Annotated in this window: 4 protein-coding genes; all 4 read left to right on the forward strand. The window is 65.0% G+C overall.

Annotated elements, in window-relative coordinates; genetic code table 11:
- The 4 genes from NTD88_RS09430 (at position 1) to NTD88_RS09445 (ending at position 12434) form a co-directional block, all read left to right on the forward strand.
- Entirely contained in the window at positions 1 to 9216 is a 9216-nt protein-coding gene (locus tag NTD88_RS09430; RefSeq protein WP_262154698.1) for a filamentous hemagglutinin N-terminal domain-containing protein, read from the forward strand.
- Positions 9217 to 9507: 291 nt separating this feature from the next.
- A complete protein-coding gene (locus NTD88_RS09435; RefSeq protein ID WP_262154699.1) occupies positions 9508 to 9771 on the forward strand; it encodes a hypothetical protein in 264 nt (87 codons plus the stop codon).
- A gap of 48 nt (positions 9772 to 9819) precedes the next feature.
- Entirely contained in the window at positions 9820 to 11460 is a 1641-nt protein-coding gene (locus tag NTD88_RS09440; protein ID WP_262154700.1) for a hypothetical protein, read from the forward strand.
- Positions 11460 to 12434 carry an endonuclease/exonuclease/phosphatase family protein gene (locus NTD88_RS09445; protein ID WP_095156705.1) on the forward strand — a complete coding sequence of 325 codons (975 nt, stop codon included), beginning with the start codon at positions 11460 to 11462 and terminating at the stop codon, positions 12432 to 12434. Before NTD88_RS09440 ends, NTD88_RS09445 begins: the two co-directional genes overlap by 1 nt.

The following is a 12434-nucleotide window of genomic DNA, read 5'->3' on the forward strand; positions in this document are numbered from 1 at the left end:
ATGTCCCGCAAGAAAAAAGGCACGAAGACATTCATCAAGGCGGTCTCGGTTTCCGTGATCGGCGCCAGCAGTTCGGTTGCATTCGCAGCACCCACAGGCGGCGTGGCCGTGTCCGGTGGCATCTCCATCGGCACCATGAACAACAACGAACTGGTCATCACCCAGGCGTTGCAGAAAGGCATCATCAACTGGACCGACTTCAGCATCGACGCTGGCGAGCTGGTGCGTTTCGCACAGAACGCCGGCAACGACTCGATCACCCTGAACCGGGTGCTGGGCAGCCAGGTCTCGCAGATCCAGGGCGCCCTCCAGGCCAACGGCAACATCTTCCTGATCAACCCCAACGGCATCGTTTTCGGCGCCGGTTCCCAGGTCGACGTGGCCGGCCTGCTGGCGACCACCTTCGACGTCACCGACCAGAGCTTCCTCAACGGTGGCCAACTGAACTTCACCCAGGTCGCCGGCAAAGACCTGGCCAGCATCGCCAACCAGGGCCAGATCACCACCGGCAGCGGTGGCTTCGTCTACCTGGTGGCGCCGAAGGTCGACAACTCCGGCTACGTGATCGCCAACGTCGGCCGCGTGACCATGGCTGCCGGTGACCGCTTCACCGTCAACCTGCAAGGCAGCAACCTGATCAACTTCAGCGTGTCCGCCGACACCCTGGCCGCCGCTACCGGCAACGACCTGACCGGTGTCAACAACAGCGGTACCGTCAAGGGCGATACCGTCCTGCTGCAGGGCAACTCCGCCAGCGGCCTGATGAGCTCGGTGGTCAACAACGGCGGCATCATCGAAGCCACCGACCTGACCATCAACGCGGGCGATATCGTCCAGGCGGGCACCGTCAAGGGTGTCGGCGTCGCCGCGGCCACCACCGCGACCCTGGCCGCGACCAACACCATCACCACCGCCGACAACAGCGCCACCCGCGCCAACACCCTGAACCTCTCGGTCACCGGCGCCGGTGCTTCCATCGGTGCCGAAGGCGCGGCCCTGCGCGTCGACGCCGACGTGCTCAACGCCAATGCCGCCAACGGCCACGTGCTGGTCACCGACGTCAACGGCGGCGTGGCACTGGGCGAAGTCAACGCCGGCACCGCGACCGAAGGCGGCAGCGTGGTGATCACCGCCCAGAACGGCAGCATCACCTCGGCCGACACCAGCAAAACCAACGTTTCCGGCTACTCGGCCAAGTTCGTCGCCGACGGCGCCGTGGGCACCGACAGCGATGCGGTCAACACCAAGGTCGGCGTGCTCTCCGCCTCGACCCAGAACGGCGGCATCAACGTCAAGAACCAGGGCGCCGTGATTCTCGGCGACGTCGTCGCTCGCGAGCAGATCACCATCAATGGCCAGCCCGCGGTTTCCGGCGCCATCGACAACAGCGGTTCGATCACCCTGAGCAACGGCAACACCGGCAGCAAGAACGTCAAGGTGCAGGCCACTGAAGGCGTGGTCCTCACCGGCACCGTTTCGGCCACCAACAGCCTGACCGTGACCTCCGACACCGGCAGCATCCTGGCCGCCCAGGCGGGCACCTCGCTGGTCGGTCGCACCGTCAACCTCAACGCCGGCACCGAAGTCGGCGACGCCTCCCAGGCCCTGAGCACCCAGAGCAACACCGTCAACGCCGCCGCCGGCAACGGTGGCGTGTACTTGAGCGAAAGCCAGGGCCTGACCATCGGCACCCTCACCGCCGCCGGCACCGACAACAACGTCGTGCTCAACGCGACCCAGGGCAACATCACCGTCGGCAGCATCACCGCCACCGGCGGCAAGGTCGACCTCACCGCGGGCAACGGCGGCATCACGGCCACCGGTTCCGGCACCAACGTCACCGCGGCTGAGCTGACCGCATCGAGCAAATCCGCTATCGGTGCCGCCAACAAGGCGCTGAGCACCAGCGTCGACAAGATCACCGCCACCACCACCGCGGCCCAGTCCGGCGTGTACCTGTCCAACGGCAAGGCGCTGAACAGCCTGTCGGTGACCACGCCGAACGGTGACACCAACGTCGCCTTCACCGGTGGTTCGCTGGTCTACAGCCGCAACCTCAACAGCCTGACCCTGAACCGCACCCAGGCGCTGGACCTGTCGTTCTCCAACACCGCCAGCGGCTTCAAGCTGAACGGCATCGACGCCGGCGCCGACAAGAGCGTCTCGCTGACCGCCGCCGGTGACATCACCCAGGGCAGCGGCAGCATCGTCGGCAAAGACGTGGTCATCGACGCCTCGGGTAACGTCGGCGCCGTCGGTACTGCCCTGCAGACCCAGGCCAGCACGCTGAACCTGACCAGCCGCAACGGCATCGCCAACGTCGCCAACACCTCCGCCGACCTGACCGTGACCGCCAAGGCCAACTCCACCAACGGTGCCGTCACCGTCGGCCAGAGCGGCAACCTGGCGGTCAACTCGATCGTCGCCAAGAAAGCCGTCGAGCTGACCGCCGGTGGCGCTGTCACCACCGCCGCCGACGCCGTCGGCACGCCGATCTCCGCCGGCTCGCTGAACGTCACCGCCGCCTCCATCGGCACCAGCAGCAAAGCGCTATCGAGCCAAGTGGCGGGTGGCGCGGTCAACCTGACCGCCACCGGCGGCGACATCAACTACGCCAACATCGGCGCCATCAGCCTGCTGGACGTCCTCGCCACCCAAGGCAAGATCGCCTTCCAGAACTCCGGTGACGTGGTCGTCGGCCAGGTCAAGGCCGGCGGCACCGTCGACTTCAAGGTCTCCGGCAACGTCACCGACGGCAACGGCTCGGCCGCCAACTTCATCACCAGCGGCCTGACCGCGGCGGTGAAATCGTTCGGCACCTCGGGCGACGCCATTGAAATCCAGGTCGACGAACTGGTGATCGACGCCGCCAACGGCGGTATCTACGCCCGCCAGAGCAACGGCAACCTGCTGTCCCTGGTGCAGGCCACCAGCGGCGGCACCGGCAGCGACATCCAGATCGCCGCGGACGGCAGCATCAAGCTGGGCAACGTCGACGCCGGCGGCAACAACGTCAAGCTGAGCGCCGGCGGCACCATCGAAGATGGCCGCAGCAACAAGACCAAAGCCAACGTCGTCGCCCGCGAACTGGACATGAGCGCACCCGGCGGCATCGGCAAACAGGGCCAACTGGACCTGGATGTCAGCTTCCTCTCCGCCGCCGGCGGCAGCGGTGGCGTGACCGCCACCAACGCCGGTGCCGTGGCCGTGAACAGCAGCTCGCTGACCGGCAAGGGCGCGAGCGCGATCACCATCGTCGCCACCGCGATCACCGTGCTGGACAACAGCGGCGGCACCATCACCATGGATGGCGGCTCGCTGACCCTGACCGCGACCTCGGGCAACATCGTCTTCCTCAACCAGACCGACACCATCTACCTGCCAGGTGGCGGCAGCATCACCCTGACCGCGATGAACAAGGCCAGCTCGCAGGTGCCGGGTTATGACGGCGTGATCATCGCCGGCAACCTGAAGACCGACGGCGGCAACATCACCCTGCAAGCGCAGTCGAACATCACCATCGGCATGCTCGATGCCGGCACCACCGGTAACGTCACCGTCGCTTCGGCCGGCGGCGTGATCCTCGACGGTAACGGCACCGCACAGAACATTCGCGGCAACAACGTCAGCCTGACCGCCAGCACCCCGAGCAAGTACACCGCCGAGCTGACCCGCGACACCGCCATCGCCGAATACTCGGCGCGCGATGCCGAAGCGGCCGCCAAGCTGCTGCAACTGAACATCCTGATCCAGCAGCTCAAGGACTACGAGGCCCTGGTCACCTCTGCCACCGTGCAGAACAGCCTGGCCGAGCTGACCCAGCGTCTGGCGGATATCTCCGCGACTGCGCAGTCGAACAAAGTCGACAGCATGTCCAAGGTCGCCGACGGCCTGAACACCGCACTCAACGCCGCCAGCGTGGTCCGCAACGCCGCCGCGGTCATCGCCGGCGCCGCCCAGGCCATTCCGTTCTCCGGTGACGCCGGTGCCGACGCGGCCTTCGCCGTGGTCGACCTGGTGTTGTCCGCCGCCACCCTGGCGCTGGACAGCTACGAGCGCTACAGCCTGGCCCCGCAACAAGACCTGCTGGTCGAGTTGAACAACACCCTGGACGTGGCCAACGCCGCGGTCTACACCGCCGCGACCAACCTGGCGACCACCACCGCCATCCGCGACACCACCGCCACCTCCAAGGCCACCGCCGACCTCGCAGTGTTCAAGGCCAACACCGCCCGCGACGCCTCCTTGCAAGTGCGCAAGCAAGCCGTGGCCGCGTACAACCTAAACCAGCAGATCGACAGCTCCGCCGACAAGCCGCTGGGCATCACCGCCAACCGCCTGGACATCAACAACGGCGGCGTCATCGACTCCAGCCTGTACCTGGACTCCGCGGGCAGCCTGGGCCTGGGTGACATCACCGTCGCCGCTGGCCAGAAGATCGTCGCCGAAGCCAACAACAACATTGGTGTGGTCGGCAGCGTCAACAGCGACACCTCCATCAGCCTCAAGGCTGGCCAGGCCATCCTCGGCCAGGGCGGCACGCTGGCAACGCCAGACCTGAAAATGGTCGCCGGCAACGGCATCGGCGCCAACCAGGCCGTCAACACCAGGACCGACCGCGTGGCGGCCGACGCCGGCAACGGCGGCGTGGCCATCGTCAACGCCAACGGCGGCGCCCTGCTGACCATCGGCACCCAAGGCGCGGTCAAAGGCATCACCGGCGCGGGCGACATCAGCGTCACCACCGACGGCTCGCTGAAAATCGACCAACTGGTAAAAGACAGCACTCACAGCCACACCGTGAGCCTGACCAGCACCAACGGCTCGATCATTGACGGCAACACCGTCGAGCGCAACGTCCAGGGCGGCACCCTGGTAGCCACGGCTACCGGCGCCATCGACCTGGACACCGACGTCGACACCCTCAACGCCGAAGTCACCCACGCGGGCAACATCACCCTGCGTGAAGCCAACGCCGTGACCGCGAACCGCCTGCAAACCGCCAGCGGCAACATCGACCTGACGGCCGGTGGCGCAGTGCTGGTCCGCAGCCTGGACGCCGGCACCGGCACCATCAACCTGCGCGCCGATGGCGCGGTGGACGATGACCAGGACAACAGCACCCTGATCGTCGCCGACACCCTGAACATCAACGCGGCAGGCAGCGTCGGTGCCACCGGCGGCAACGCCAACCGCGCGCTGGACACCAAGGTCAACACCGTCAACGTCACCGCCGCTGGCGAGGTCAACCTGGCCGACGTCGATGACCTGACCATCGGCACCCTGGAAACCGACCACGGCAACGTCACCGTCACCACCGGTGGTTCGCTGAACGTCGGCACCCTAAGCACCGGCACCACCAGCGACACCGTGACCCTGGTCGCAGGCAACCAGATCACCAACACCAAGACCGACGGCACCAGCAACATCGATGCCGCCAACCTGACCCTGCGTGCAGAGAACGGTATCGGCGCGGCCAACGCGCTGAACGTCAAGGTCGGCAACCTCGCCGGCACAACCACAACGGGCAGCCTCAAGCTCAACGATCTGGACGGTGACCTGGTCATCGGCACCCTCGCCCAGAACCTGGGCCTCGGCACGCTCTCCGGCCTGAACAGCACCGACGGCGCTATCGAAGTCGGCACCGCCGGCAACCTGACCGTCAACAATTCCGTGACGGCCACTACCTCTGGCGCGGTACGTCTGAGCGCGGGCGGTGACGTCCAGCAGAACGCCCAGATCGAAACCGAGAACGGCGATATTTCGGTACGCGCTGGCGGCAACGTCCAGCAGGACGAGCAGATCCTGGCTGATACCGGCAACATTGCGGTGAAGGCTGGCGGCAACATTCAACAAAACGCGCACACCAAGACCAATGTCGGCAACATTGCGGTGACCGCCGACGGCGACATCACGATGGGCGCGAATACCCATACCGTTTCGTCGGTTTCCGGCAACGTCACCGTCGCCGCAGGCGTCAATGCCTCGCTGCAAGACGTGGGTGCCTACGCTGGCGACGTCAATGTGAGCGCGCAACAGGGCAACCTGGTACAGAACGGCCAGTTGCTGACCGGCACGGGCAACATCACCGCTCACGCCGGCCGCGACCTGACCACCCTGGGCCTGACAGGCGCAATGTTCGCAGGCAACATCGACCTCAGCGCTGGCGGCAACATCAGCCTGCAGCACGTGGGCACCAACGGCGGCAACATCAAACTGAACGCAGGCGGTGACCTGACTCAGCATCAACAGGTGCTGACCGCTGCAGGCAACATCACCGCGCACGCCGGTGGCGACCTGACCACCCAGACCGACACCACCGTCGTCGGCGCCGGCAACATCAACTACAGCGCTGGCGGCAACGCCAACCTGCAGCAGGTGACCACCGGCAACGGCAACGTCGACCTGAAAGCCACCGGCAACCTGACCCAGAACGCTCTGGTGCAAACCGGCGCGGGCAACATCACCGCGCACGCCGATGGCGACCTGACCACCCAGACCGACACCACCGTCGTCGGCACCGGCAACATCAACTACAGCGCTGGCGGCAACGCCAACCTGCAGCAGGTGACCACCGGCAACGGCAACATCGACCTGGCGGCCACCGGCAATCTGACCCAGAACGCTCTGGTGCAAACCGGCGCGGGCAACATCACGACCTCCGCGGGTCGCGACGTCACCCTCAACGGCGAAACCAGCACCGCTCAAGGCAACATCGCGCTGAGCGCGGGCCAGAACCTGACCCAGAATGCGCTGGTGCACACCGATGCCGGCGACGTCACGACCTTCGCGGGTAACGATGTCACCCTCAACGACGTGACCAGCACCTTCAACGGCAATGTGAACCTGACTGCAGGTCGCGACCTGACCCAGAACGCACTGGTCAACGCCACCCAAGGCAATGTCGGCGCCAAAGCCGGCCGTGACCTGCTGATGACCTCCGTCGCCAGCACCACCACCACGACCGGCAATGTCGACTACAGCGCGGCAGGCAACGCCACCGTGCAGGAAATCGGCGTCGATAGCGGCAACGTGAGCGTGACCGCCCAGGGCAACCTGGTGCAGAACGGCACCCTCGGGGTCAACAACGGCAACGTCTCGGTGGACGCCAAAGGCGACCTGACCATGAGCGTCGGCGCGCTGACCAACGTCAACAGCCAGGGCAACGTGGCCTACACCGCGGGCGGCAACCTGCTGATCGACCAGATCCGCACCGCCGACGGCAACGCCACGCTCACCGCCAAGGCCGGCGACATCCAGGTCCAGGGCAACGCGGCGCGTAACGTCACCGCCAAGCAACTGACCGCGACCGCGTCGGGCAACATCGGCAGCAACGATGCCCTGCGCACCGACATCGACACCCTGGTGGCCAAGGCCGATAGCGGCTCGATCGTGGTCGATGAAGCCAACGCCATCACCCTCGACAACGTCGCGGCCGCCAACGGCCAGGTGTCGGTCAACGCGGGCGACATCGCCATCAAGCAACTGCAGGGCGACAGCATCGCGCTGACCTCCAGCGGCAAGGTCGAAACCCTCAGCGGTGGCCTGGTCAAAGGCGGCGACCTGAACGTCGACGCTGAAACCGGCGTCAACCTGCACACCGCTGTCGACAGCGCGACGGTATGGGTCAACGGCAGCGGCAATATCGCCCTGACCGAAGACGACGCCATCACCCTCACCCGCCTGAACACTGCGGACGGCAACATCCGCGTGACCGCTGGCGGCGACATCGGCGTGAACACCGTGAACGCCGGCAGCCAGAATGTCAGCCTGACCTCCACCGGCGGCGCCATCGTGACCCAGCAGCCGAGCTTCTTCGCTCGCATGCTGGCTCGCGTGGCCCAAGCCACCGGCATCACCGGCGACCGCATCGAACTCGACGCGGCCAACGGCCTGGGCAACGGCTCGCAAGGCGCCCTGAAACTGACCGGCAACACCCTCGACGCCAGCACCACCCGCGGCGACGTGAACCTGGCTCAGTCGCAGGCGGCAACCCTGGAGAACGTCAGCACCGGCAACGGTAACGTGCAGGTCGTGGTCGCCGATGGCAACGCCGTGGTGGGCAACGTCAGCGGCACCGGCTCGGTAGCGCTGACCGCCGAAAACGGCCAACTGGTCGACGATGGCAACAGCACCACCCGCGTCCAGGGCAACGCCCTGAACCTGAGCGCCACCGACGGCATCGGCGCCAACGGTGCCCTGCAGACCAAGGCAACCAGCATCAACGCCCAGGTCAGCAACAGCGGCAACATCGCCATCAACGAAGCGGATGGCCTGGATCGCCTGACCGTCAACAGCGCCAATGGCGACGTTGCCGTCAACAGCGCGACCGGCAACCTCAACGTCGACGTGATCAATGCCACTGGCCACGCCGTCACCCTGAACGCCAACGCCGGCGCCATCCGTGACGTCAACAACAACACGGTGAGCAACGTCAACGCGCAGAGCGTCAACCTGAACGCCGCCAATGGCGTCGGCCAGGCCGGCAATGCCTTCGACGTCAACGTGCGTAACCTGGCGTCCAACGGCGGCAACGGTGGTGCGGCGCTGAACAGCACCTCGACCTCGGCGCTGAACCTGACGGCGCTGACCGCGTCCCAGGGCGACATCGTGCTGACCAGCGCGGGCGACCTGAACGTCAACGGCGGTGTTTCGCACACCGGCGGCGGCAACATCACCCTCAACGGCGGCAACATCAACCAGAACGCCAACATCACCACCAGTGGTCGCGGCAACGTCAGCGTCAACGGCAGCGGCAACGTCGTCATGGCGCCGACCTCCACCACCAGCACCGGCAACGGCACCGTCAGCTACACCGGCGGTCGCAGCATCAGCGTTGCGTCGATCCAGACCTCCAACGATGTCGGTGGTGGTCGCGTGGTGTTCGTCGCGCCGCAGGTACTGGACAACATGCCGGGCGTCGCCAACGTCCGTGCCTGGTCGGTGTCGCTCAAGGCGGACAACGGCACCAACGCGCTGATCCAGGAACTGATGGGCGACGTCAACGACTCGTCGCAGGTCGACCTGGGCAACCGCGTGATCGGTGGCAGCCTGGCCGAAAGCCGTCGCTTCATGGAAGCGCTGCTGCAGCCGGCGATGGTTCAGCAGACCGGTCCGGAGAAACTCTTCGACGCGGGTCTGTTGAACGCTTCGCAGGTCAGCCCGTTCCGTGGCTTTGTCGAAGGTGAAGACGGCGTGATGACTTACAACAAGTAAGTCGTAACGCGGTAAACAGAAAGGCCGCCGGGGGGATTCCCCCGGCGGCCTTTTTTTTTGGTTTTTCACGGGGTCCTGGGGACGATGATCTTTGGCTTTGCGGACTTATCCGTTCGATGCGGCGAGGCTGTGGGCGCCTTTCGGCCTCCTGTAGGAGCGAGCTTGCTCGCGCCCCCCCCTTGAGCGCCGCACGATTTTGAGTCTGCGCGAAACACCCTCCCCCCTTCCCTCCACCCCGCAAAATGTGAATGATGGCGGGATGCCACAAACATCCCCTCAAGGAGAAACGAGATGTTCGATCTGAGTGACGTTGGCTACGTCAAACGTATCGTGATCGGCAACACGGATCCGACCAATCCACTCTCGCAGGCCGCTATCGATGACCAGACAGACCTGCTCAACCGCTGCCTGAACAACACCCCCAAGGGACGGATCATCGGACTCGAGAAAACCCTGGCGTCGGTCGAGGTGGCGGGCCGCCAGGAAGCGCTGCAGGCGCTGGTCTATCACGTCGGTTTCGCCCGCAAGCCACATTGGCTGACCGAGTATGAATAAGGCCGTGCCCGCCGCTCTGCCCAAACCCCAGCCGCAGCCGAGGCCGTAATGGGAAAGGAGCTCATCGAAATTGCCGGCGTTTACTACCAGCGTATCTGGGGTGCCCGTGGAACAGGGGACCGCGATCATCTGGGCGACCTTGAACGGTCATCCTTGATCTGGCGAAACACCGGCGCGTGGAAGGTCAAGACCAGCGACGTTCGATGGGCGCACAGCGGGGAAAGCAAATACACCGGCTCACAACGCACCCTGAGGAAGAACAAGCTCAAGCACAAGTGGGACAGCGCGCGCCTGGGCGTGCGCTATCGCGACAAGGCCCGCGAAGAGAAGCTGCTCCAGTACAAGATCAAAGTCCTCAAGCGGATCATGGCCAAGGTGAAATCCCGTGGCGCGAAGGCGTCGGCGACGTATACCGAAGAGCTGGCATCGACCTCGGACAACACGATGTTCGTCGAAGGCGTGCTTGACGACCAATCGCCCTTTCAGGCGGCGGCCTGGTTCCAGCGCAGCGGGAACGATTGGACTCCGCAGGCGGTGTGTATCGTCAACATCCAGGACATCTCCGGCCATCCCGCGCTCTACCCACTGTGCCCGGAACAAAAGGCGCAAACCGTGGACAGTGGCCTGGCCAGCCTGCGCTTCGACTCGACACCGATGTACGCCGAGTCGGCCATCGCCATTGAAGGCAGCGAAACAGCGATGCCGATTCTGCAGGGCGCGCATTACTACCAGGCCTTCCAGTTCGGCCCCAACTTACAGCAGGCGGTCCGCAGCCACATGCCGCTGGTACTGATCTGCGAACAGTCCGACGGTTGCCAGTGGCGCTCCACGCCCTTCGATCTCGAGTTCACCAACGTCCGCCTGTCCCACTGCGTGCTCAACATGATCACGCAAACGCTGGAGGGCGCCACGCACAGCACCTGCTACCTCGTCGGCGTTGGCCTGGATGGCCGCCGCTACTACACGGACCTCGGCCGCGACGACTGGGTACTGCGCTGGAACCTCTACCTGGAAGACGGGTTCGAGCCTTCCGAGGTCGATGACGACGACCCGGACACCAACGCGTCGCTGGCGGGTGAGGAAGATGACTTCTTCCTGAACTGCGAAAACGAGTTTCCGCCGCTGGGAGAGCTGGCCCATCTGGATACCTGGCTGGGTGGCGAAACCTGGCGCAAGGGCGCGATTTCGTCCGGCCTGTACAACGCCCTCACCGACGCCCAGTTGCTGCACCTGCAATTCGGCATTGCCCTGACCACCTTCGGCATGACGGATGTCGCACTGCTGTTTCGCGGCACACCGACAGCCACGGTGACGAATGAGCATTTTTCCTTTGGCCGATCGCTGTTCCGGGTAGTGCTGGGCCAGCCATTCAACGGTGGCTCGGGCGGCATCATCCATGAGTCGCACCTGCAGGCGACGGTCTGCGGTGTCGCCTGCGAAGGCTACAGGGAGGAAAGCGAGCAAACCGCCATTGTCAACTTGCGCCCCCTGGATGACGCCGATATCCCCGCACTGATCCACGCCATGGAGATCAACCTGCCAAGCGACCCGCAGCCGCCGATTACCCAGTTCGCCCTGCGCCTGGAACTGACCACCGGACGCTGGTCGATCCAGGCCAGCAACGACGAGAACCTCGACTTCACCTTCTACAACCCGGCACTCAATCCGATTCCCGCGGAGCAAGGCTAATGGCGATCCGCATCATCAGTTGGAACATCTTCAATTTCGCGGCCGGCACGTCCGGGGTCATGAGCAGGACCGACAGCACCAACCGGATGATGGATGTGGTTCACCCGCCCGCCGGGGCCGCCGAGTGCGACATTTTCGTGATCATCGAGCCGACAACGAAGAAAGGTAAAGTCGGCACCGCCGCTACCGGGGGCGGCCCCAGCGGCGGCACGCAGATTCTCGCGATACTCAACGCCCGGGCCAATGGCGGCGCGGACTGGGCAATGGTGGCGCCGCAGATTATCTACTGCAAAAAGAAAGGCGGAGGCGAAACCGTGCTGGTGTTCCACCGCACGCCGGTCGTCACGTTCCAGGCGGGGACATTGCTGACGAACTCGACGAAGACCATCATCCCCAACTGGGAAATTCTGGGTGTACGGGAAAGTTGCCCGTTCCATGTCACCTTCCGCGACGTGGCAACCAATACCGATTTCGAACTGATCGCACAGCACGCCCCGAGCCCAAGCTACGGCGCCGACCAAAACCGCAAGGCCAACCTGGGCGTGGCGGCAGTGGGCGCACACGCCAGCGTCACCGGCAAACCCAGGGTCGTGTACCTGGGCGACCTGAACCTGTGCGCTGTGCCGTCGCCTCCCGTGCCGGACTGTGACCTGACGGGGCACAATGACGACCGCACCACGCTGGGCAACCTGGGCTTGACCCTGGTTTCCGATCGGACGCGCTCCAGCCTCAAATCGGGCGCCGCGGTCTGGAACAACTACCGCGAACACGCCTACGACAACATTCTGGTCAAAGGCCATACCGCGGCGAACTTGCCCGGCGTGATCGACCTGGTCGCCCCACTGGTCGCCACCAAACCCACACCGATCGCGGCGAACGTGTTCCGCAGCGGCACGGTGTTCCACAAGATCCGCATCATCAAAAAAGGCGGGATCAGCGACCACCTGCCGATCAAGGTGACGCTCACTTTCTGA

The sequence above is a fragment of the Pseudomonas sp. 20P_3.2_Bac5 genome, from assembly GCF_025466035.1.
GTDB lineage: Bacteria > Pseudomonadota > Gammaproteobacteria > Pseudomonadales > Pseudomonadaceae > Aquipseudomonas.

What these genes read in the sequence shown, in the direction of transcription:
- NTD88_RS09445 (WP_095156705.1), top strand. Translation starts at nt 11,460, where the DNA reads ATGGCGATCCGCATCATCAGTTGGAACATCTTCAATTTCGCGGCCGGC.
- NTD88_RS09435 (WP_262154699.1), top strand. Translation starts at nt 9,508, where the DNA reads ATGTTCGATCTGAGTGACGTTGGCTACGTCAAACGTATCGTGATCGGC.
- NTD88_RS09430 (WP_262154698.1), top strand. Translation starts at nt 1, where the DNA reads ATGTCCCGCAAGAAAAAAGGCACGAAGACATTCATCAAGGCGGTCTCG.
- NTD88_RS09440 (WP_262154700.1), top strand. Translation starts at nt 9,820, where the DNA reads ATGGGAAAGGAGCTCATCGAAATTGCCGGCGTTTACTACCAGCGTATC.